This is a genomic window from Rhizobium sp. BK049, from assembly GCF_014193135.1.
GTDB lineage: Bacteria > Pseudomonadota > Alphaproteobacteria > Rhizobiales > Rhizobiaceae > Rhizobium.
Window position 1 is genome coordinate 14085 of sequence record NZ_JACHYV010000001.1, and the last position, 22424, is coordinate 36508.

At 62.1% G+C, this 22424-nt stretch carries 20 protein-coding genes; 9 read left to right on the forward strand and 11 right to left on the reverse strand.

Annotated elements, in window-relative coordinates:
* The first annotated feature begins 205 nt into the window (after positions 1 to 205).
* Positions 206 to 1474 (forward strand): DNA repair exonuclease, encoded by a 1269-nt coding sequence (locus tag FHT70_RS00095; RefSeq protein WP_183698241.1) that lies wholly within the window; start codon positions 206 to 208, stop codon positions 1472 to 1474.
* Entirely contained in the window at positions 1474 to 4947 is a 3474-nt protein-coding gene (locus tag FHT70_RS00100) for an AAA family ATPase (protein ID WP_183698242.1), read from the forward strand. Before FHT70_RS00095 ends, FHT70_RS00100 begins: the two co-directional genes overlap by 1 nt.
* A 46-nt stretch (positions 4948 to 4993) precedes the next feature.
* Here the strand turns inward: FHT70_RS00100 and FHT70_RS00105 are convergent, their stop codons facing one another.
* Both FHT70_RS00105 and FHT70_RS00110 read right to left on the reverse strand, forming a co-directional pair.
* Complete coding sequence (locus FHT70_RS00105; RefSeq protein WP_183698243.1) at positions 4994 to 5416, reverse strand: type II toxin-antitoxin system VapC family toxin; 423 nt, start codon at positions 5414 to 5416, stop codon at positions 4994 to 4996.
* Entirely contained in the window at positions 5413 to 5667 is a 255-nt protein-coding gene (locus tag FHT70_RS00110) for a type II toxin-antitoxin system Phd/YefM family antitoxin (RefSeq protein ID WP_097599657.1), read from the reverse strand. Before FHT70_RS00110 ends, FHT70_RS00105 begins: the two co-directional genes overlap by 4 nt.
* A 237-nt stretch (positions 5668 to 5904) precedes the next feature.
* Here FHT70_RS00110 and FHT70_RS00115 point away from each other — a divergent pair, with 237 nt between their 5' ends.
* The gene (locus FHT70_RS00115) at positions 5905 to 6819 is read left to right on the forward strand and encodes an acetamidase/formamidase family protein (RefSeq protein ID WP_097599656.1); all 915 of its coding nucleotides are present in this window, start codon (positions 5905 to 5907) and stop codon (positions 6817 to 6819) included.
* Between the two features lie 16 nt (positions 6820 to 6835).
* On the opposite strand, the gene FHT70_RS00120 is transcribed toward FHT70_RS00115, so the two are convergent.
* Positions 6836 to 7738, reverse strand: coding sequence for a proline iminopeptidase-family hydrolase (locus tag FHT70_RS00120; protein ID WP_183698519.1), 903 nt, complete (start codon positions 7736 to 7738; stop codon positions 6836 to 6838).
* A 62-nt stretch (positions 7739 to 7800) separates the two neighbouring features.
* Entirely contained in the window at positions 7801 to 8595 is a 795-nt protein-coding gene (locus FHT70_RS00125; RefSeq protein ID WP_183698244.1) for a LuxR family transcriptional regulator, read from the reverse strand.
* Positions 8596 to 8722: 127 nt separating this feature from the next.
* Here FHT70_RS00125 and FHT70_RS00130 point away from each other — a divergent pair, with 127 nt between their 5' ends.
* Genes FHT70_RS00130 through FHT70_RS00150 form a run of 5 tightly spaced genes read left to right on the forward strand, consistent with a single transcriptional unit; the run spans position 8723 to position 14673 of the window.
* Positions 8723 to 9613, forward strand: a complete 891-nt coding sequence (locus FHT70_RS00130; protein ID WP_183698245.1) for a proline iminopeptidase-family hydrolase — start codon at positions 8723 to 8725, stop codon at positions 9611 to 9613.
* Positions 9614 to 9664: 51 nt separating this feature from the next.
* Positions 9665 to 10603, forward strand: coding sequence for an ABC transporter permease (locus tag FHT70_RS00135; RefSeq protein ID WP_183698246.1), 939 nt, complete (start codon positions 9665 to 9667; stop codon positions 10601 to 10603).
* Positions 10600 to 11451, forward strand: coding sequence for an ABC transporter permease (locus tag FHT70_RS00140; protein WP_183698247.1), 852 nt, complete (start codon positions 10600 to 10602; stop codon positions 11449 to 11451). The genes FHT70_RS00135 and FHT70_RS00140 overlap by 4 nt, the downstream gene beginning before the upstream one ends.
* Complete coding sequence (locus FHT70_RS00145; RefSeq protein WP_183698248.1) at positions 11448 to 13139, forward strand: ABC transporter ATP-binding protein; 1692 nt, start codon at positions 11448 to 11450, stop codon at positions 13137 to 13139. Before FHT70_RS00140 ends, FHT70_RS00145 begins: the two co-directional genes overlap by 4 nt.
* Positions 13140 to 13158: 19 nt before the next feature.
* Positions 13159 to 14673: an ABC transporter substrate-binding protein gene (locus tag FHT70_RS00150; protein WP_183698249.1), complete on the forward strand. Its 1515-nt coding sequence runs from the start codon at positions 13159 to 13161 to the stop codon at positions 14671 to 14673.
* An 83-nt stretch (positions 14674 to 14756) separates the two neighbouring features.
* Here the strand turns inward: FHT70_RS00150 and yghU are convergent, their stop codons facing one another.
* From yghU to FHT70_RS00185, 7 genes are all read right to left on the reverse strand, one after another.
* Positions 14757 to 15629: a glutathione-dependent disulfide-bond oxidoreductase gene (gene yghU, locus FHT70_RS00155; RefSeq protein ID WP_183698250.1), complete on the reverse strand. Its 873-nt coding sequence runs from the start codon at positions 15627 to 15629 to the stop codon at positions 14757 to 14759.
* A gap of 154 nt (positions 15630 to 15783) precedes the next feature.
* Entirely contained in the window at positions 15784 to 16164 is a 381-nt protein-coding gene (locus FHT70_RS00160) for a cupin domain-containing protein (RefSeq protein ID WP_183698251.1), read from the reverse strand.
* Positions 16165 to 16178: 14 nt separating this feature from the next.
* Positions 16179 to 17270 carry a Gfo/Idh/MocA family oxidoreductase gene (locus tag FHT70_RS00165; protein WP_183698252.1) on the reverse strand — a complete coding sequence of 364 codons (1092 nt, stop codon included), beginning with the start codon at positions 17268 to 17270 and terminating at the stop codon, positions 16179 to 16181.
* 2 nt (positions 17271 to 17272) lie between these two features.
* On the reverse strand, positions 17273 to 18100 hold the full coding sequence (locus FHT70_RS00170) for a carbohydrate ABC transporter permease (RefSeq protein WP_183698253.1): 828 nt from the start codon (positions 18098 to 18100) through the stop codon (positions 17273 to 17275).
* Entirely contained in the window at positions 18097 to 19032 is a 936-nt protein-coding gene (locus FHT70_RS00175) for a sugar ABC transporter permease (protein WP_183698521.1), read from the reverse strand. Before FHT70_RS00175 ends, FHT70_RS00170 begins: the two co-directional genes overlap by 4 nt.
* A 59-nt stretch (positions 19033 to 19091) precedes the next feature.
* On the reverse strand, positions 19092 to 20345 hold the full coding sequence (locus FHT70_RS00180) for an extracellular solute-binding protein (RefSeq protein ID WP_183698254.1): 1254 nt from the start codon (positions 20343 to 20345) through the stop codon (positions 19092 to 19094).
* A gap of 70 nt (positions 20346 to 20415) precedes the next feature.
* Positions 20416 to 21087, reverse strand: coding sequence for a GntR family transcriptional regulator (locus FHT70_RS00185; protein ID WP_183698255.1), 672 nt, complete (start codon positions 21085 to 21087; stop codon positions 20416 to 20418).
* Between the two features lie 131 nt (positions 21088 to 21218).
* Between FHT70_RS00185 and FHT70_RS00190 the strand changes: the two genes are divergently transcribed.
* Positions 21219 to 22415 (forward strand): Tm-1-like ATP-binding domain-containing protein, encoded by a 1197-nt coding sequence (locus FHT70_RS00190; RefSeq protein ID WP_183698256.1) that lies wholly within the window; start codon positions 21219 to 21221, stop codon positions 22413 to 22415.
* Positions 22416 to 22424: the final 9 nt, after the last annotated feature.

Sequence of the window (22424 nt, forward strand, 5' to 3'; positions counted from 1 at the left end):
CCTTTTGAGTCGGCGGCCAGTCCGATAGAGCAGCATTGATTGTGGATGGGCCAGCTCCGCCGGCCCATTTCACTCGCCACGACGCTGCCGCCATGCTCTGAATATTCGTGGCATGGTCTCATGTTTTGCTGACGGACGATAACGTTCGTTTATTTGTCAGACGGCGCCTGCTGGATCACTCTATCGCAACACCATTCTTGCATTCATGGCCTATCGTTTCGTCCACACTGCCGATCTCCATTTCGACTCTCCCTTGCGCTCTCTCGCACTTCGCAACGCAGAGCTGGCCGACCTCGTGAGTGACGCCAGCCGACAGACGCTGGTCGCGATCGTCGATCTTTGCCTTGAGGAGCAGGTCGACGCGCTTGTCATCGCCGGCGATCTCTATGACGGGGAGCAGACGTCGATGAAGACGGCGCGCTTCCTGGCGAGTCAGCTGGAGCGGCTGCACCGGGCGGGCATTGTCGTCTTCAAGATCCGCGGCAATCACGATGCCATGTCGAAGATCGCTCGGGAACTGGTGATGCCTGATACGGTGAAGATCTTCGGCGGCCATGCCGAGACCGTCGAGACCACCAAGGGCAGCTTGTCGGTCGCAATCCACGGTCTGAGCTTCGCCAAGCCGCAAGCCCCGGACCCGCTGCTGCCGAAATTCAAGCCGCCGGTAGCGGATGCCGTCAATATCGGCATCATGCATACGAGCCTGGCCGGATCGGCCGGACATGATGTCTATGCGCCCTGCAACGTGCTCGACCTGCATGCCTCGGGTTTCGACTACTGGGCGCTCGGGCACCTCCACCAGCGCAGCCATTATCCCGGCACGGCGACGGTCATCATGCCCGGCATGCCGCAGGGCCGCGACATCAATGAAGCGGGCGTCAAGACCGTGTCGCTGGTGACCGTGGCCGACGACCGGACCGTGACGGTCGAGGAGCGGCGTACCAGCATCGCGCAGTTCGAGCGCGTCAATGTCGACCTCACGGGTGTCGATGATTGGCGTGAGGCAGCCATGATGGTCGAGACGGCCCTGATGGCGCAGCGCGACCGCACGGCTTCGCCGCATCTTGTCGCACGCCTCAGGCTTTCCGGCCGCACGCCGCTCTCCTGGCAGCTGCGGCGCGATGTCGACCTCATGCAGGCCGAAGCCGAGCGGCGCAGCGACGCGATCGGCCGCACCTGGATCGAGAAGCTGGAACTCGCCTTCGAAGCGCCCTCGATCCCCGCAGACGCGTCCGCCGCCGATCCCGTCATCGAACTCGGGGCGCTGATGCGGGACGAGGTCATCACCCGCAGCGGATTTCGCGACGAGGTCAGGGAGATGGTCCGGGACCTGCTTGCCGACCTGCCGCCCGAGAGCCGGGCATTTGCCGGCCAGAACGAGGCGGGTTTTGAACGCTTCATCGACAACCTTCTCGCCGATGGCGCCGAGGACATCGCCGCCCGGATGAAGGCGGTGGATCGGGGAGACAGCTGATGCGTCTGCGCCGCCTCGACCTCACCCGCTATGGCAAGTTCACCGATCACTCCATCGATTTCGGCGCGGCCCGTCAAGGTTCGCCGGACTTGCACATCGTTTATGGCCTTAACGAAGCGGGCAAATCGACCACCTTCGCCGCCTATCTTGATCTGCTCTACGGCATTGGTGAGCGCAGCACCTATAATTTCCTGCATCCCTACAATACGATGAAGGTCGGTGCGCGGCTGGAATTTGGTGGCTGGGAATACGAGCTGGCGCGGCTCAAGCTGCGGACCGGCAGCCTCGTCGATGATCGGGGACAAGCTGTGAACGAGGCGCTCCTGGCCGGCGCGCTTGGAGGCGTCGGTCGCGAGGCCTATCGCACCATGTTCTCGCTCGACGATCAGTCGCTCAAGGAAGGCGGCAACGCCATCATACAAAGCAAGGGCGAACTCGGCGAATTACTGTTCTCGGCCAGCTCAGGCCTGGCAGGCCTGAGCCGTTCGCTGGTGACCGCAGCCGACGAAGCCAACGCGATCTACAAGAAGCGGTCGTCGAGCACCAGGCTCGCGGAACTCAAGCGTTCGCTCGAAGCGCTCAAGGCCGAGCGCAATGCCATCGACACGCTTGCCTCCACCTATTCGGCCCTGAAATCGACTTATGAGCAGGCCGACGCTGCCTATGGCAAAACCACGCGGGAACTGGCCGAGGCCAAGACCCGGCATCAGGAGCTCACGCGCCTTCTCGGCGCCCTACCCGCGGCCCTAGAGCTCCGGCGGCTGGATGCAGATGCAGCCGCCATGAGCGATCTGCCGCGGCCGCCGTCCGAATGGTTCGCGCTCCTGCCCCAGCTTTCGCGCGACGAGACGCGGCTGCAGGCGCTTGTCGAGACCGCCGACCGCACGCTGCGCCAGCTTGCGGATGAGATCGAGGCGATCGCGATCGACGACAAGGCGCTGGCAGTCACCGCGCATATGGACCTGCTGGATCAGGGTCGGGCGCGCTATCTTGCGGCTGAGAGCGATCTGCCGAAGCGCCGGCTGGCGCTGGCCGAACAGGAGGGTGAGTTGGTCCGACTGCTGGCCGATCTCGAACAGCCGGGCCATGCGAAACCCGAGGCGCTGCTGCTGCCCGCTTCGCTGATCGGCATCATCCGCGATCTTATCGAACGGCGTTCCGGCGTCGAGGCGAAACTGGCAGCCGCTGATCGGGAACTGTTGCGAGCGCGGGAGAATCTCGAAAGGCTGAACAGGGAAGGCGGCTCGCGAGATGGATCTGGGCTCCTGGATCCTGCGCGTTTCGGCCGCATCGAGATCGCCCTGAGCCGGCTGGCGGGATCTGATCTCCCCGTGCGGCTTAGCATGGAAGAACGGACACTTGTCCAGGCGAAGCGAACGCAGGAGAACCAGTTTGAACAGCTCGCACCCTGGAGCGGCAACGCCGTCGCTCTGCAGCGGACGGCCGCGGCAGAGCCTCGACAGATCGAAGCCTGGCGTGGCCAAGCGACTGCTATCGACAAGCGGATTGGCGATCACGAGGGAAGGCTGCGCGATCTCGGCACCGAACAGGCGCTGACCAAAGCCCGGATCGCGGCCTTCGTCGCCGGCGGTTCGATCGACGATACCGAGGCCGCGCGGCTGCGCGATGAACGCGATGCCGCCTGGCAGGCGCATCTCACCAGTCTGAATGCCGCCACGGCTCGGATTTTCGAGGAGCGGATGCGGCAGGACGACGTGGTATCCGCCGGCCGGCTGTCGCGGGCGCAGGAACTGGCCGAGCTGCGCCAACTCCGCCAAGCGGAAGCGGCAACGGCAGCAATGATCGAGCGGCAAAGGGAACTGCTTGGCGAAGCGCGCGCCGAACATGATGCGCTTGCCGAGCGCATCGGTGATCTGCTGCCTGAAAACATCGAATATGACGCCGAAGCCGCGGCGCGCGTGGCCGCACTCGACACTTGGAGCACCAAGCGAGCCGCGGCGCTGGCCGCCTGGGACGATCTGCAACACGCAGAAGACACGGTGCACGCGCTTCGCATCGAACTGGATAGGCATGCCGCAACGCTTGCGGAGAGCCTTGCAGAAGCCGGTCTTGATGACGCAGACCAGCGACCGGTCGCCGAGCTGATGCAGGCTGCAAATGATATACTCGCCGCCGGCAGAGCCGAGCGGGCGGCGCGGCAGGCGCACGAAAAAGCGGTCGGTGACCTCAGCCACGATCTCAGGGAACGACAGCGCGACCGGCAGGAGGCGGAAGCCGCCATGGCGGCCTGGGAGCGGGAATGGGCGGGGGCGCTGTCGCGAACCTGGTTTGCCGACAAAGCCGGTTCGATGGCGGCCGTCCGAGCAATGCTGAATGCGCTCGCTGCACTGCCCTCCATCCTGAAGGAAAGAGATGACCTCGCAACTCGTGTTGCCGCGATGGAGCGCGACCAGCAGCAATTTCGCGAGCATATCGCCGGTCTTCTCAGAGACTGCGGTCTCAGCCAGTCGGCCGTGGATACGCTCGCCTCCGCAAACGCGCTTGTGGAACGTCATGAGGCGGCACGGCATGCGGCTCAGCTTCGGGCAGACCGGCAGGCGGATCTCGAAAGACAATTGGAAAAACGGCGTGCGCTGGAGGAGGAACTGGCCGTTCACAATGCCCGCAAGGACGAATTGACCGGCTATTTCGCCGCAGACTCGCTTGCTTCGGTGGAAGTATTGCTGAACCAGTCCCGAGAGCGGGACCGGCTGGAAGAGCGGGTCGCCACCTTACGCCGCCAGATTACCGAGGCATTGCGCGCTGCGAGTTTTTCCGAAGCCGAACGGCGCCTTGACGGTGTCGACGCCGCTGCGGTCGAGCGCGACGCCATCGAGCTTGGCGCCCGGATCGAGGATCTCACCGAGCGTGCGAAGCTTCTCTATTCCGACGTGTCGCTGGCGCGGCAGAAGCTCGAGGCCGTCGGCGGAGACGACGCCGTGGCCCGGATCGAGGCCAAGCGCCGAACCATTTTCCTTGAAATCGAGGAACTGGCCGTGCGGCATCTGGCGCTGCGCGCCGGCATGCTCGCGGCCGAACAGGCACTGCATATCTATCGCGAAAAACATCGCAGCTCGATGATGAACCGCGCATCGGAGGCCTTTCGCCTGATCACCGGCGGCAACTATTCCGGCCTGACGACCCAGCCCGATCGGGATAAGGAGATATTGATCGGCGTGTCGCGCGACGGTGGTTCGAAGCTTGCGGACGCGATGTCGACCGGCACTCAGTTCCAGCTCTACCTCGCGCTGCGGCTGGCGGGTTACGAGGAATTCGCAGCGTTTCGCCGGCCGGTACCCTTCGTCGCTGACGACATCATGGAGAGCTTCGACAATCCCCGCTCCGAAGAGGTTTTCCGCCTGCTCGGCGAAATGGCAAAGGTCGGACAGGTTATCTACCTTACCCACCATTGGCATCTCTGCGAAATCGCGCGAGACGTCGTTCCGAACGTGACCATACATCAACTGCCGTGACAGGGCGCAAAGAAACGGGCGCCACTTCTGCGTTTCGGCAGGGAGATCAATCTTGCCACGGATCCAGCACGATAATGCCCATGCCTTCGAAATCCCGGACATTGCGGGTAACGACGGTCAGGCCGTGAACCAGGGCGGTCGCGGCAACCAAGGCATCGGCTTCATTGCGCCGGTCTGGAACATGCAGATGCGCGCAGCGGGTCGCGACCGCATCGTCGATCGATAGAATACGGTCGGTGAATGCTGGTCGAACCAGATTTTCCAGCCACGCACGCAGACGAGCGCCTTGCGCCGCATCGCGGCGCTGTACGCCGAGTATTCCACGTTCCAGTTCCAGGATCGTCATGGCGGAGATGCATAGGCCTGTTGCATCTTGCGCTCCAGCCCATGCGGCCACATTGGCATCGGCCTTGCCGTCTCCGACCTTGCGAAGTTCGGAAACAACATTGGTGTCCAGCAGATATTTCAAGATAGATCGATTCCTCGGGGGGCGATCTCAACACGAGGCACTTCGAAATCGATATTCGAGAGGCCTGGCATGGAGAGAGCATCGACGAGACTGCGAGGCTTGCCGGTTAGCCGCTCGAATTCGTCATAGGTCATCAACACGTGGGATGGCTTCCCGCGATCCGTGATGATGACCGGACCATTTTGCGCCGCCTTCTTTGCCCTGCTCACGTCGTGATTTAGTTCGCGGCTGGAAAGACGTGTCACGCTCATAATCCACCTCTGATGTAGGCACTTACCTACATATAGCATTCGGACAATGAAAGGCAAAAGATCAGCCGATCGTTTCGCGGCAGGAGACGTCGGGTCACGATCGCGAATCGATGCGGGGTTACACGAGCGATGTCGGGATATTGGCTTCCCACATCATCTCTGATCTAGTCTCGCTTCTCAGCCGGGCAGCCCAGCCGCGAGCTGAGGGTATTCGAAACAAGCGAGAGCCGTATTATCATGACCACTCACCGCTTCATTCCGACGACTTTTCACAATGTCATCGGCTCTCTTCCGCCCGCCTTGCGTGTCGCTGACGGCGATACCGTGGTCACGGAGACGCTCGACGCCATCGGCTATGACAAGGAGGGCATCCGGCGGACATCCGGTCCCAACCCGATGAACGGCCCGATCTTCGTGGAAGGCGCGGAGCCCGGAGATGCGCTGAAGGTCGAGATCATCAGCATGATCCCGACAAGGGACACTGGTTTTACCCGCAGCATCGTCGCAGCCAATGTCATCGATCCCGAGACGGTTCGCGACCTGCCGCCGCGCGATATGGCGATCTGGGCGATCGACCGCGAAGCATTGACGGTCCGATTGGCCGAGCCGGTCTCCGGTCTCGATAATTTCGTTCTGCCTCTTGCGCCGATGATCGGCTGTTTCGGCGTTGCGCCCAGCCTCGGCCAGGCGATCTCGACGGCGACCAGCGGTGAATATGGCGGCAACATGGATTATCGCCTGTTCGGTCCGGGCACGACCGTTCGATTGCCCATATCGGCGCCGGGCGCCCTTTTCTTTTTGGGCGACTGCCATGCCGTGCAGGGAGATGGCGAGATCGTCGGCACCGGCGTCGAGACCACTTTCGAAGTCACGGTGCGGCTGACGGTGGAAAAGAAGGCCGGGCTGGTCTGGCCACGCGGAGAAACCGCTGAAGACATCTTCACCATCGGCAATGCCCGGCCCCTCGATCAGGCGCTTCAGCACGCGACGAGCGAAATGTTGAATTGGCTGGCCTCGGATTACGGCCTGGACCGGACAGCGGCCAGCCATCTGCTGGGTCAGGTGGTGCGTTACGATGTCGGCAACGTCTTCGATCCGGCCTATACGATGGCCTGCCGGGTCGCCAAGAAATGGCTGGTTCGCCAACCGTGACGGACCGGCATATGCGTCAGTCGTGCTGCGAGAGGAAACGGGAAACAGTCGCCAGGCAAAGCTGCTTTTCCTCGACATGCGGCATGTGGCTGGAATTCTCGAAGAGCACCCATTCGCAGCCGGGGACGCGTTCGAGATAAGGCCTCACGACAAGGGGCGTCGCCTCGTCATATTTGCCCGAGATCAGCAGCGTCGGTGCTTCGATGCGATCGAGCCTGTCTTCGATCGTCCAATCCTTCATCGTTCCGATGACGTGGAATTCGGTCGGGCCGTTCATGTTGCGATAGACGGTGTTGTCTTCGTCCATGATGGCGAAGGTCCGCGCCACTTCAGGCGGCCATGGCGCCACGCGGCAGACATGGCGGTCATAGAAGATGCGGGAGGCGGCGATATAGTCCGGATCGGCAAGGCTTCCCGCCCGTTCGTGCTTCAGCAGCGTGTCCTGCACCTCTTTCGGCAGTTCCTGCCGCAGCCGATTGGCTTCGGCAACCCAGGTGTGCATGTTGGCCGGCGAGTTGGCGATGACAAGGGCCTTCAGTCCCTGCGGCCGGCGCACCGCATGTTCGGCGCCGAGCATCCCGCCCCAGGACTGGCCCAGGAAAGCGTAACGATGTTGGATGCCGAGATGGGCAAGCAGCGCATCCAGCTCTTCGAGGAAGAGGCCGACTGTCCAGAAATCCGGCCCCTTGTCCGGAAGGCGGGTGGATTTGCCGTTGCCGAGCTGGTCGTAATGGATGACCGGGCGGCCGTCGAGGGCGCTGATTTCCTTGAAGGAATCGACGTAGTCATGCGTGCAGCCGGGCCCTCCGTGCGCAACGACGAGAGGCAGTTTGTCGCTTTCCAGCGAACCGGTGACGCGGTACCAGGTGCGATAATCGCGAAAGGGCAGATAGGCTTCACTTGTTGCGACTTCGGCCACCGACATCTCCATTCCTCGGAAGTTTGGAAACCATAACGCGGCGGCAGCGGCGAAGGCAGCTATCACAAGTTATAGGATGGCAATGATCGGCCATGCTCGTCGAGCAGGCGGTAATGGGTGGCGCGTACGACGGCCTGCGTACGATTGCGGGCGCCGAGTTTTTTGGCCGCGGCGTTGAGATGCATGACCACGGTCGGGACGGAACGGCCGATGATGCGCGAGATTTCCTTGGCGGAATAGCCTTCCGCCGAATGGCGCAGGCATTCGCGCTCCCGCTCGGTCAGGCGGATGCTGCCGACGCTTCGAGCCTTGGTGTCGAAAAGCGAATAGGCGGTCTCATGGAAGACGTGGGCAAGCAGGTTAAAGTCAGCGATAGCGCGCAACGCATGCCGTTCGAAATCGCGATCCCCGCTGAAGCGGATGCCGGTGACCGTCGCATAATCGCCGCCCGGCATATGGACCGGCACGGTGACACCGGTCGACATGTCGCGCTCGCGCAGATAGCGCGTCACCGGTGCAGTGTCGTCGCTCATGAAGCGGTTGATCGGCGTGTCGGCATTCGTGTCGTAATTCCAGAAGAACGGCGCGCTGCTGCGCAGCGCCACCTGCTGGACCGGGTCGATGCGGAAATAACCGCGATCGAACCAGTAGTCGTGCATGTCGTCGGCGATGTTCCGGAGCTTCAGCAGCGACGGGAACATGATCGCGCCATCGAGATCGTAAGGCACCGGCGTATAATCGTAGATCAGCGCCTCGAAGCCCAGCTGCTTCATCGCCTCGAAGGCCTGGTCGATCCGCCCGTCCAGCGTTTCATGCGCTGTAAACTGCCGTCTGATCGTTCCGATATCATCAAGCATGAGCAGTTCCCCGGTTCGGTGTGCGCCCCACCCTATCACTTCTTATAGCTGGCATAGAACGCGATTTCCGGTAAAAAATTAACCATGCCCAAATATTGAGCAAGGGAAATTTCTGCTGGAGCAATCAATGTGGCGTGAAATACAGCCGGACGCGCGATTTGAGATCGATGTCGGTGGCTATCGCGTGGTTGCCTACAGCTTCGGGACCGGCGACGAGACGGTGTTCTGTCTGAACGGCGGTCCGGGTCTGCCCTGTGATTACCTGCGCGAGGCCCACTCCTGCCTGATCGACAAGGGCTACCGCGTCGTCGCCTTCGACCAGCTCGGCACCGGCGCCTCCGACCGGCCGGACGATCTGTCGCTCTGGACGATCGGCCGCTATGTCGAGGAGACCGAAACGGTGCGCAAGGCGCTCGGGCTCGGAAAGGTCCACATGCTTGGCCATTCCTGGGGCGGGTGGCTGGCGATCGACTATGCGCTGACCTATCCCGAAAACCTCAAGACGCTGATCCTCGAGGATACCGTCGCCGACATGCCGCATCTAATCTCGGAATTGGAACGATTGCGCGCAGCGCTCGGACCCGAAACAGTGTCGATGATGCAGAAGCACGAGGCGCAGGGCACGTACGATCATCCGGAATATCTCGCCGCCATCACTATCCTCAACTACCGCCATGTCTGCCGCCTGACCGAATGGCCGGCGCCGATACGCCGATCGCTCGACGACTGGAACATGGCGCCTTATGCGACGATGCAGGGCCCGAACGAGTTTCTTTACATCGGCAACCTCAAGGATTGGAACCGCATCCCGGATCTGCCGCGGCTGACGCTGCCCGTGCTGATCACCACGGGAGAGCATGATGAGCTGACGCCGGCCTGCGCGCTGAGGATGAAGCTGGCGCTGCCAAATGCCGAGCTCCGGGTGTTCGCCAATGCCAGCCACATGCCCTTCTACGAGAACCCAGGGGACTATTATCCGGCGCTTCTCGATTTCCTCGACCGGCACAAGGCAGCCTGATGCAAATGAAAGCGGCTCAAACCGGACGAAGACAGAGGGGCGAGCGCCGCCATGCATCGCTATAAATTCGTTCTGACCCGACCGCTGCAGTTCCTGCCGGTCATTTTCGGCATCAGCGTCATCACCTTCATTCTGGTTCGGCTGATCCCTGGCGATCCCGCACGCAATATCCTCGGCACGCGGGCGACGCCTGAGGCACTTGCCAATATCCGTGCCCAATACGGCCTCGACCAGCCGATGTGGCTGCAATATGTCTATTTTCTCAAGAACCTTGCCAATGGCGAGATGGGCAAATCGATCCTCTACAAGATCGACGTGCTGAAACTGATCGCGACCCGCATCGAGCCGACGCTCGCGCTCGTGGCCGCCAGCGTCATCCTGTCGGTGCTGATCGCGGTACCGATGGCGGCAATCGCCGCGCGCAATGCCGGTCGTGCGCCGGACCATGTGGTGCGCATCGTCTCGACCTTCGGCATCGGCTTTCCACCCTTCTGGCTGGGGCTGATGCTGATCATCCTGTTCAGCGTCGAGCTCGGCCTGCTGCCGGTCTCGGGCTACGGCGTGGCCATCGGCGACAAACTTGCGCATCTTGTGCTGCCGAGCCTGACGGTCGCGCTGTCGCTCTCGACCGTGCTGACGCGCAGCCTGCGGGCGGCAATGATTGAGGCGCTGAAATCGGATGTCGCGACGGCGGCGCGCGCCCGCGGCATGCCCGAAGGCATCGTCTTCTGGCGGCACGTGCTGCCGAATTCGCTGGTGCCGACGATCAATCTGCTCGCCGTCAACATCGGCTGGCTGATCGGAGGCACGGTTGTGGTCGAGAGCGTCTTTGCGCTGCCCGGCATGGGCCAGCTGCTGGTCAGGGCGATCTTCTCGCGCGATTACATGGTGGTGCAGGGTGTCGCCATGGTCTTTGCCTGCGCCACCGTGCTCATCAACTTCGTCGCCGATATCGTCACCGTTGCCGTCGATCCGAGGGTGAAGCTATGAGCATCGAGGCGACATCACCCGCGTCCCTTGGCTCGCGCCGCCTTCGCGGCCGGCGGCCGATGCTTGCCGTCGGCGCCGGTGTGCTGCTGTTCTTCATCCTGCTGGCGCTTACGGCGCCTCTTATCGCGCCCTATGACCCGATCATGCAGAATGCCGAGGTGCGCCTGCAGGCGCCTTCGCTGCTTCACCCCTTCGGCACCGACAATTTCGGCCGTGACATCCTTTCCCGCGTCATCTGGGGTGCGCGCATCGATCTGCAGATGGCGCTGATCGGCGTCGTCTTCCCCTTCGTCATCGGCACGACGGTCGGCACGATCGCCGGCTTCTTCGGCGGGATCGTGGATGCGCTGTTCATGCGTCTGGTCGATATCATTCTTGCCTTTCCCTTTCTCGTGCTGATGCTCTCGATCATCGCCATCCTTGGCCCCGGGCTCGGCAGCTTCTACATCGCCATGGCGCTGGTTGGCTGGGTCTCCTATGCGAGACTGATCCGGGCGCAGATGCTGGTGCTGAAGGGCAGCGATTACGCCGTTGCCGCCGTCAGCCTCGGCTTCAGCCGCAGGCGCATCATGTTCCGGCACTTGCTGCCGAACGCGATTGCCGGCTCGATCGTCTTTTCGATGTCCGATGCGACGCTGGTGCTGCTGAGCGGCGCGGCCGTCAGCTATCTCGGCCTCGGCGTCCAGCCGCCGATCGCCGAATGGGGTGTCATGGTCGCGGAAGGGCAGAGCTTCATCACCACGGCTTGGTGGATCACCCTGTTTCCCGGCCTCTCCATCGTCTGCCTCGCCTTTGGCTTCAGCATGCTCGGCGATGCGCTCGGCGAATTGCTGGGAGTACACGAATGAGCGGCTCCGTACTGTCCGTCCGCGATCTCACAGTCAGGGCGCATCTCGATTCCGGTCCGCGAACGCTCATCGATGCGGTCTCGCTCGACCTCGGCCGCGGTGAGATTCTCGGCCTCGTCGGCGAGAGCGGCTCGGGCAAGAGCCTGTTCTGCCGCTCGCTGGTGCGCCTGCTGCCCTCCTCGCTGCTGAAGATTGAGAGCGGTTCCGTGCTGCTCGAGGGGCGCGACCTGACGCGGGTCGACGATGGCGAGATGCTGAAGGTGCGTGGCGGCGAGATCGGCATGATCTTCCAGAACCCGACCAGCCATCTCGATCCGGTCATGCGGATCGGCGACCAGATCGCCGAGGGCATCCGCTACCATCAGGGCCTCGGCGCCCGCGAGGCTCGCGCAGAAGCGGTGAAGATTCTCACGCAGGTCGGCTTTCCAGAACCCCGCCGTCAGTACGACAGCTATCCGCATGAATTTTCCGGCGGCATGCGCCAGCGGGCGATGATCGGTGTCGCCCTGTCCTGCAACCCGAAGATCCTGATCGCCGACGAGCCGACGACCGCGCTCGACGTCACCATCCAGGCACAGATCCTGCGGCTGCTGATCGACATTCGCGACCGGCGCGGCCTGTCGATCATTCTCATCACCCACGATCTCGGCATCGTCGCCCAGACCTGCGACCGCATCGCGGTGATGCGCGGCGGCAAGCTTGTCGAAGAGGGACCGAAGCGGACGATCCTTGCGCGGCCGCAGCATCCCTACACGATGAACTTGATCGACAGCCACCCCTCCATGTCAGGCGGGACGGCCGCTCCGCAGGCCGAGGCTCGCCAGCCGAGCAGAGCATTGCTCGAAATCGACGATCTCCAAGTCCGCTTCACAGCGGGGGGCAGTTTGCTCCCCGGCAGTGCCAAGACGATCAGCGCCGTTGCCGGCGTCAGCCTGAGGATCATGCCAGGCGAGACTATCGGCATCGTCGGTGAATCCGGCAGCGGCAAGAGTACGCTTGCTCGCGCCGTCCTCGGGCTGACGCCGCTTTCTGCCGGCCACGTCACTTTCGACGGTATCGACCTGGCGCAGCAGCGCAGCGCGGGCCTGGCAAAGCTCAGGCGCGAAACGGCGATGGTGTTCCAGGACCCCTACAATGCACTGAACCCGCGGCTGACAATCGGCCAGATGCTTGCCGAAGTACTGAAGGTTCAGGAGAAGGTCGCCGCCGCCGATATTGCGCCGCGGATCGGCGAGTTGCTCGATCTTGTCGGCCTCGAGCGCGAATTCGCCGAGCGTAAGCCGCGCAGCATGAGCGGCGGCCAGTGCCAGCGCGCCGGCATTGCCCGCGCGCTCGCCGTCGAGCCGAAGCTGATCATCGCCGACGAATGCGTGGCCGCCCTCGACGTCACCATCCAGTCGCAGATCATCGAGCTTTTCCGCCAACTCACCGCGACGATGAACCTCACGCTGATCTTCATCGCCCACGATCTCGCGATCGTGCGCAATCTCTGCGAACGCGTCGTGGTGATGTATCGCGGCGAGATCGTCGAGGAGGGCCGCACCGAGGAGGTCTTCGCGCGGCCGAAGCATGCCTACACTGCGGCGCTGATCGCCGCCATTCCCGACATCGATCCCGACAAGCCGCTGCTGCAAGGCACCGGCCGCTGGAACGAACCGCAATCCATGTCGATCAAACGAATGTCATAACAAAGAAGGGAACGAACTGATGACAAACAGGTGGAAATCAATCGGGCTTGCCGCCATGCTCGCAGGCCTGACGCTGAGTGCGAGCTATGCCGAGGCCGCCGGTGTGCTCACAATCGGACGCCGCGAGGATTCGACGACATTCGATCCGATCAAGACGGCCCAGAACATCGACAACTGGGTGTTCTCGAATGTCTACGATGTGCTGATCCGCGTCGACCAGACAGGCACCAAGCTGGAGCCGGGCCTTGCCGAAAGCTGGACCGCCTCGGATGACGGGCTGACCTATACGCTCAAGATCCGCGACACGAAATTTTCCGACGGTTCGCCTCTGACGGCGGAAGACGCGGCCTACAGCCTGCTGCGCATCCGTGACGACCCTGCCTCGCTCTGGAGCGATTCCTACAAGGTGATCGACACGGCGGTCGCAACCGACGCGCATACGCTGACGATCAAGCTCAAGAACCCGTCCGCGCCTTTCCTCTCGACGCTCGCGCTGCCCAATGCCTCGGTCATTTCCAAGAAGGGCATGGAATCGCTGGGACCCGATGCTTATGGCGAGAAGCCGATCGCATCCGGTGCCTTCGTGGTCGACGAATGGCGGCGCGGCGACCGCGTCATCCTCAAGAAAAACCCGAATTTCTGGGAAGCCGACCGCGTCAAGCTCGACGGCGTCGAGTGGATTTCGGTGCCCGATGACAACACCCGCATGCTGAACGTTCAGGCCGGCGAGCTCGACGCTGCGATTTTCGTGCCCTTCTCCCGCGTGGAAGAGCTGAAGAAGGATCCGAATCTGAATGTCGCCATCGACGCATCGACACGCGAGGACCATCTGCTGATCAATCACGCGCATGGCGCGCTCGGCAAGAAGGAAGTTCGCCAGGCCTTGGACCTTGCGATCGACAAGAAGGCGATCGTCGACACCGTCACCTTCGGCCAGGGCACCGTCGCCAATTCCTACATTCCGAAGGGTGCGCTTTATTACTACGCCGACAACCTGCAGCGGCCCTATGATCCCGCAAAGGCGAAGGAGCTGCTGGCGGCTGCCGGAGCCTCCGACCTGACGCTGAATTACGTGGTGCGTGCCGGCGACGAAGTCGATGAGCAGACGGCCGTCTTGGTCCAGCAGCAGCTACAGAAGGCCGGCATCACCGCCAATCTACAGAAGGTCGACCCGAGCCAGGAATGGGATATGCTCGTTGCCGGCGACTATGACATCTCGGTTAACTACTGGACCAACGATATTCTCGACCCGGACCAGAAGACCACCTTCGTCCTCGGCCACGATTCCAACAACAACTATTTGACCAATTACAAGAACGAGGCAGTGAAGGAACTGGTCGCCAAGGCGCGTCTCGAGCTCGATCCCGAGAAGCGCGAACAGATGTATGTAAATCTGCAGAAAATGGCCAAGGACGACGTCAACTGGGTTGACCTCTATTATAGCCCTTACATCAACGTCTCGCGCAGGAATATCGAGAACTTCCACCAGAACCCGCTCGGCCGCTTCTTTCTGGAAGACACGGTCAAGAACTGAGTTCGTGCAGCATGCAAAGGCTCCGCCGCCTTTAGGGCCGCGGAGCCTCGTTCATTGCCGCGACAAGTGAATGATCGGCTTGCTTATTCGGCTGCCGCGAGCTTGTCCTGCGTTCTGGTTTCGAAGTCGCTGGCGTCGTGACGCTCGTGCAACTGGCTCGACGGGTCGCCGGAGAGGCGGTTGACCATGCGGCCGCGCTGCACGGCGGGCCGGCTATAGATAGTGTCGGCCCAGCGCAACACGTTCTTATAGTCCTCGACCTGCAGGAATTCGGCCGCCCCGTAGCTCCAGCCCTTCACCAGGCCGCCGTACCATGGCCAGATGGCAATATCGGCGATCGTGTATTGGCTGCCTGCCACATATTCGCTTTCGGCAAGGCGGCGATCGAGCACGTCGAGCTGACGCTTCACTTCCATGGCGAAGCGATCGATCGCATATTCGATCTTGACAGGCGCATAGGCGTAGAAATGGCCGAAGCCGCCGCCGAGATAGGGCGCGCTTCCCATCTGCCAGAACAGCCATGACAGGCATTCGGCGCGCTCACCCGGCTCGGTCGGCAGGAAAGCGCCGAATTTCTCGGCGAGATAGGTGAGGATGGCGCCGGATTCGAAGACGCGGATCGGCTTCGGACCACTGCGGTCCATCAAAGCCGGAATCTTGGAGTTGGGATTGACGGCGACAAAGCCGCTGCCGAACTGGTCTCCCTCGCCGATCTTGATCAGCCAGGCGTCATACTCCGCGCCGCTATGGCCGAGCGCCAACAGCTCCTCGAGCATGATCGTGACCTTCTGGCCGTTCGGCGTGCCGAGCGAATAGAGCTGCAGCGGGTGGCGGCCGATCGGAAGCTCCTTCTCATGTGTCGGTCCCGCTATCGGGCGATTGATATTGGCGAATTGGCCGCCATTCGCCTTGTTCCAGGTCCAGACTTTCGGGGGGATATAGTCGGTACCGCTCATCTTTCAAACTCCTGGCATTGATCGGACAGAGCGCGACGCCTGTTGGGTCGCCGCATTTTTCCTGACATAGCAGAGGTGATGAGGGTTTGTCACAGCTATCGGAATGGTTTCACGCAAACGTCGGAGCTTGGCAAAGTTGCGGAAAACGACCGGTTCAGGCCGCCCCCTCGCCTTCATGGTTGACCGCCGTCCTGGTGCCGGAGGAAAACATGATCAGGGCAAAGAGCGGTTCGCTGCCGAGCGCGCGCGCCCAGTGCCTGACATTGCGGGGAATGCGGATCGCATCGCCGGCTTCGAGCCGATAAAGGGCGTCGCCAAGCTTGTGTTCGCAGCTGCCGGAGACGACGTAGAGAATCTCCTCGCAATCGGGATGCGAGTGCAGCTGGTTGCGCTCGCCGGGATTGATGCGGCAGGTGCCGAAGGTCATCTCGGCCCCGGCTGTGCCGTCGCCGGTGATCTTCCAGTTGAGTTCGCCCCAGGAGGTCGGCATGAATTCGCCGCCGGCTTTCCTGAAAATGATGTCGGTCTCGTTCAAGACTGCGCCTCCGGTCAAAGATAGGAAGTGACGCCGGCATCCGTGCGTCTGTAGAATTCGAAGAGCTTCATGATCTCGCGAGCGATTTCGAGCGTGCCCCTTGATATCTGCGCGCCGGCAAGGATCGCGTCGGTCAGGTGCAGGATTTCGGGCACATAGCCGAGATAGAAGAGGTTGTTATTATAGAGCTGGCCGAGCGAATGTTCGGGCTCATAGAACAGCGCCGCATTCTCGTCAGGCTGGATGAAGCTTGCGGCGCGGCCATAGGACGGCAGGTCCGCCTTGCGGAAATAAGTCAATCGGCTGCCGTTCTCGACAATGGCGTTGGCGCCTTCCCCGACGATCTCGACCCGTTCAAAAATGCTGCCGCCCGATTGGCCGGCGGCAAAATGCAGCGTGCCGATCGCGCCGGAGCGGAAGCGCAGGCTGGTGACGCTCGCGCCCGTCAGCGGCTCCCATTCATAGCCCGCGCGCTCGATCTCGCCGCCGAGGAAATTGAGGATCGCGCCCGGATGGTAGATATGGTCGAGGAAACTCTGCATCCTGACTAGATCGGCGCGGTCTTCCGGTCTCGGCAGGCTCTGGGGATAACGGACGTTGATCGAGGTCAGCCTGCCGAAACCGGGCGAGCCGATCAGGTCCTTGAGCTTCTCGATCGTGGGGAAAAAGGTCTTCTTGAGACCGGTCATCACCATGCGTCCGGCCGCCGCACTTGCCGCATGCAGCCTTTCGATATCCTCGAGACTCGCCGCTGTCGGCTTTTCCATCCAGACGTGGGCGCCCGAGGCAAGTGCGTCGAGCGCAAGGTCGGTCGCCTGCACCCGGCCGTCGGGATGATAGGCGGTGACGAGGAAGACCAGGTCCGGCTTTTCCCGCATGAGCATCTCGCGATGGTCGGTATAGGCTTTGCCGGCGCCGAAGAGTTTGGCGAATTTCTCGGCGCGGCCGATATCGAGATCGCAGATGCCGGCGAGGTCCACGGGCGCATAGCGCAGCGCCGGATAGACATTGCGGTAGGCATGGCCGCCGGCGCCGATGAAGCAGGCCTTGATGCGGTAATCGAATTCGAAATTGTAGCGGATTTCCCGCTGGACATGATGCGACATGGTCAGCCCTTGATTGCTCCCTGCGTCAGCCCCTCGGTGAAACGGCGCTGCATCAGGATGTAGAGAAGAATGATCGGCAGGAACGAAATGACCGTACCCGAAAAGACCAGGCGGTAGTCGGAAGCATAGGTGCTGGCGAAACGCACCAGCCCGAGCGGCAGCGTCTGCACTTCGGGGCTGATCAGCACGATCAGCGGGAGGAAGAAATCGTTCCAGGTGGAGAGAGCGCTGATTATGACGAGCGCTTGGACCGCCGGCGTCGAGATCGGCAGAAAGACCTTGGTGAGGATCTGAAAATGCGAGGCGCCATCGATCTTGGCGGCTTCGATCAGATCGTCCGGCACGCCAATGAAGAAGCTGCGCATCAGGAAAATGCCGAAGGGAATGCCGTTGCTGACCTGCACCAGTACGATACCAGCAAGCGTGTTGACGAGGTTCAGCCCGAAGAGCACCTGGTAGAGCGGGATGACGATCGCCTGGACCGGCACGGTCAGCCCGAGGATGAAGGCGTAGAACAGCCATTCCCGGCGGGGGAATCGGATCTTGGCAAGTGCATAGCCGGCCGGCGCGCAGGTGACGAGCGACAGAAGGACGACGCCGACGACGTTGATAAGGCTGTTGCCGACGAGCTCGCCGAAGCCGCCAATTTGCCAGGCGTCGAGATAATTCCGCCACATCAGGTCGGCGGGCCAGGCAAAGGGATCGGCCTGGCCGATCTCGGCCTCGGTCTTGAAGCTCGATATCAGCAGCCAGACGAAGGGGGCGAGGATCAGGATCAAGACCGGGGTGAGCGCCAGCGCCACCGGCCATTCGCGACTGCGCACACTCATTGGGAAAGCCTCGCGCGCCAGCGGTTGAAGACGAGGGTGATGGCAATCGCAAGCAGGCTGAGCAGGATGCAAAGCACCGCCGCAAGCCCGTGATCCTGGGACTGGAAGGCAAGCCGGTAGATATAGGTCGTGATCAGCTCGCTCTGATAGAATGGCCCGCCATTGGTCATGACGAAGACCGTGGCGAAGCCCTTCAGGCCGTTGATCATTGCCAGCGAGACGACGAAGGTCGTCACCTCGCGAAGCCCCGGCAGCGTCACATAGATCAGCTTCTGGAACGCGTTGGCGCCGTCCACTTCGGCCGCGTCGTAAAGCGAGTGGTCGATATTCTGCAGGCCGGCGATGAAGAGCAGCATGTAAAGGCCAAAACCCTGCCACGAGCTTGCGACATTGACGGAGAACAGCACGAGCGCGGGATCGGAAAGCCAGCCCTGCGTGAAGGCGCCGAGCCCGACCCGTGTCAGGGCTGTGTTCAGCAGGCCGAAAAACGGATCGTAGATATTGGCCCAGATGACGCCGACGACGGCGAGCGAGACCAGATGCGGCAGGAAGAAAGCGGTGCGGAAGAAGACCTGCGTGACCTTGAGCCTGCTGACCGCAAGCGCCAGCAGAAGGCCGAGCCCGCCTGCCATCACCACGTGGTAGGCCAGCCAGATGAAGGTATGGCCGAGGCTCTTCCAGACGATCGGATCCTGCGCCGCCTTGGCGTAGTTGTCGACACCGACGAAGCTCGCGGACGTGTTGAAGCCGGCGGAGCTGTTGAAGCTCAGCCAGAAGGTGGCAGCGATCGGCAGCAGCGTGAAGACGGCATAGAGAGCGAGCGCCGGCGCCATCAGCCAGAATGCGGTGCCGGTATCGCCATCGGGCCAAGCCGAGCCTGCCGTCCGGCGTATGGACATACGGGCGGGATTGCCGCCCGTATGCCCCGCCATGGCAGGTGCAGTGCTGAGAGGAGCCACGGCCTTGCTTCCCGGCGTTTCTGGAATGGCCACTATTTCGCCTCTGTCATCTTCGTCTGGATCTGCTTCATGCCGTCCTCACCGCCGATCTGGCCGGAGATGAGACCCTGGATGACCTGGAAGTAGGTGTCGAGTACGGGGCCGGGCAGATAGACGCTCGGATTGTAGCCGACACCACCGGCGGCAGCCGCGAAGATATCTTTGAGAACAGGGGTCGGTGGTTCTACGCCGGGGATTTCGCGCGGATAGATCATCGTGCTTGCCGGATCCTGCGCCCGTTTCTTCATCACCGCATCCGACAGCATGAAGTCGATCCACTTCATCGCAAGCTCCGGCTGTTTTGAGTTAACAGGCACCAGCCAGCTCCAGCCGACGCCGCCGGTCGGTATCGCCGCCCCCTTGATGTCGGAAGGCATGGGCGCATAACCGGCGTTGGCGAGGTCATAGCCGGCCTTACGGGCATTGGCGGTGAACCAGGGGCCGGCAACGAACATGGCGGCGCGCTTGTTGAACCAGAGGCGCGAGGCGCCGTCGAGGTCGAGACCCGCCATTTCCTTCTTGATGTAGCCCGCCTCGACCAGCTTCTGCAGCCGGACGGCGCCGGCGGCGACCGAAGGATCGTTGAAGGCGATCTCGCGGCGCAGCGCCTTGCCGATCACGTCCTTGCCGCTCGCCGATTGCAGCAGATTGCCGAAGAGATGGCCGGCGCTGCCCGGCGTGCGCGGACCGATGGCGATCGGCTCCAGGCCGCTTTGCTCGATCGACTTCATTAGCGTTTCGAACTCGGCCCAGGTCGCCGGGATCTTCCAGCCCGCCTGCTCGAAAAGATCCTTGTGGTACCAGATGCCGAGAGCGTCGAGCCCATCGGGAACTTCGTAGATTTCGCCGCCGAACTGGCCCTTCAGTTCGGTGTAGAGCCACGGATAGATCTCGTCCTTCCAGCCGCGCTTTTCATATTGTTCGGTGAGCGGCATGACCTGCTTGGCGTTCTTGACGACGCTGATGCGTCCGATGCCCGAATTGGTGAGGATTACATCGGGGCCGGCATCCGACTGGATCGCCGCCTGCACCGCGCCGTTGCTGATCGTGCCGGTCGGCGGCATGAATTCGACGGTTACACCGGGATTGGCCTTTTCGAAATCGGCCTTGATGCCGTTCCACAACTGGGCGACCAGTGGTTCGGTGATCTGTTCCGGACCCCACATCTTCAGGGTCTCGGAATGCGCCGGCGAACTTGCGGCGATCATCGCTGCCAGTGCCGTTCCGCGGGCAAGAAATTTCAGCATTGTTCCCTCCTCCGGGCCGCTCCTCGGCCACGTTTCTCGCTTGTTGAGAGGAGACCTCCCTCTCCTTCATTCATCCGTCAAATCGCCGTTTTTCCTTCTGAAAGCGTGCCATGACGGCCTGCTGGACGTCGCTGATATGCGCGTGCATCAGCGCCTTGGCGCGGGTTATGTCGCGCGACCGGAAAGCCTGCAGGATCTGATCGCGCTCCTCGGCTGCCCGCTCGGCGAGATCGCGGCTCTCATTGGCGATCGAGCGGCAGATCTGGATTTGCAGCGCGAGCCGTGCCAACGTTTCGACCAACGGGGCGCTTCCCGAAAGCTCGGCAATCGTCTCGTGGAATTCCTTGTCGCGGATGCCGTAGGTCGCCATGTCGCCGCGGCGCAGCGCCGCCACTGCCTCATCCAGAATACGTTCGAAACCGGCGATATGCCGGTCGCTCATCTGCGGAACGGCGAGCTCGACGGCGAAACACTCGAGCGTCTTGCGCAGCTCGTAGAGGTCGTCGATCTCCTTGGGCGTGAAGCTGCGTACGAAGAAGCCGCGATAAGGCTTGATCTCGATCAGCCCTTCCTTGGCAAGCGTGCCGATCGCTTCGCGGAATGGCGTGCGGCTGACCTGCAGGCGTTCCGTCAGTTCCTTTTCGTCGATCGAGACGCCGCTCGGCAGTTCGCCGGAAACGATCAGCCGAACGATTTCCTCGTAGATCCGCTCTCGAAGGGTCAGGTGGCGCGGTGCGTTCATGGTCTCCACTTCCGTCTGGCATTCGCGATTTAAGTATGCAATATACGGAAGAATATACAATATGGAAAATACACCACGGGGAATTTTGTTGGAAGATCAGCGGGAGCTGGACCAAAAGGGGAGGAAAACCAATGGGAAAGGTCTATATCGTCGGCACCTCAGACACCAAGGGCGCTGAACTGAACTACGCCAGGGAGGTGGTTCTTTCAGCCGGAACCGAGGCCGTTCTGATTGATGTCGGCACGCTTGGTGAGGGTGCGGGCGCCGATATTCCAGCGCGCGACGTCGCGGCATTTCATCCGGATGGTGCTGCGGCCGTGCTCGGGCAGACTGACCGGGGAACGGCGGTGTCGGCCATGGCCAAGGCGCTGACGGGTTTCCTGAAATCACGCAACGATATCGGCGCTGTGCTCGGCCTCGGCGGTACCGGCAATACTGCGCTGGTGACCGAGGCGATGCGGGCGCTTCCGATCGGCCTGCCGAAACTGATGGTCTCGACGGTGGCCTCAGGCAATGTGGCGCCCTATGTCGGCCCGAATGATCTGACCATGATGTATTCGGTCGTCGACATCGCCGGTCTGAATGCGATTTCACGCAGAGTGATCGGGAATGCGGCCAATGCCGCGGCCGGCATGGCCCACAACCCCGTTCCCGCCTCCACGGATGATCGACCGGGCATCGGCATGACCATGTTCGGCGTCACCACGCCTTGCGTGACCCAGGTCCGCGAGATGCTCGGCAAGACCCATGAAGTCTACGTCTTCCATGCGACCGGCGTCGGTGGCCAGTCAATGGAGAAGCTCGCCGAATCAGGTCTGCTGCAGGGCGTGATCGACGTGACGACGACCGAGGTTGCCGATCTCCTTGTCGGCGGCGTCTTTCCCGCGACCGAGGATCGCTTCGGCGCAATCATCCGCACCGGCCTGCCCTATGTCGGCTCGGTCGGCGCCGTCGACATGGTGAATTTCGGCGCGCGGGAAACGGTGCCGGCGGGTTTCCGCGACCGCAGGCTTCACGTCCATAATGCGCAGGTGACCCTGATGCGCACCACGCCGGAGGAAAACGGCAGGATCGGCGCTTTCATCGTCGAACGGCTCAACCGCATGCAGGGCCCGGTCCGCTTCCTGCTGCCGCTTCAGGGCGTTTCGGCAATCGACGCCGTCGGTCAGCCGTTCCACGATCCGGAAGCCAACGCCGCGCTGTTTTCCGCCATCCGGACCGGCTGGCGCGACGCGCCAAACAGACGCCTCGTCGAGATAGATGCCCATATCAACAGTCCGGAATTTGCCGCGGCACTCGTCGCCAGCTTCCACGACATCCCTGCCTGAGGAGAGAGT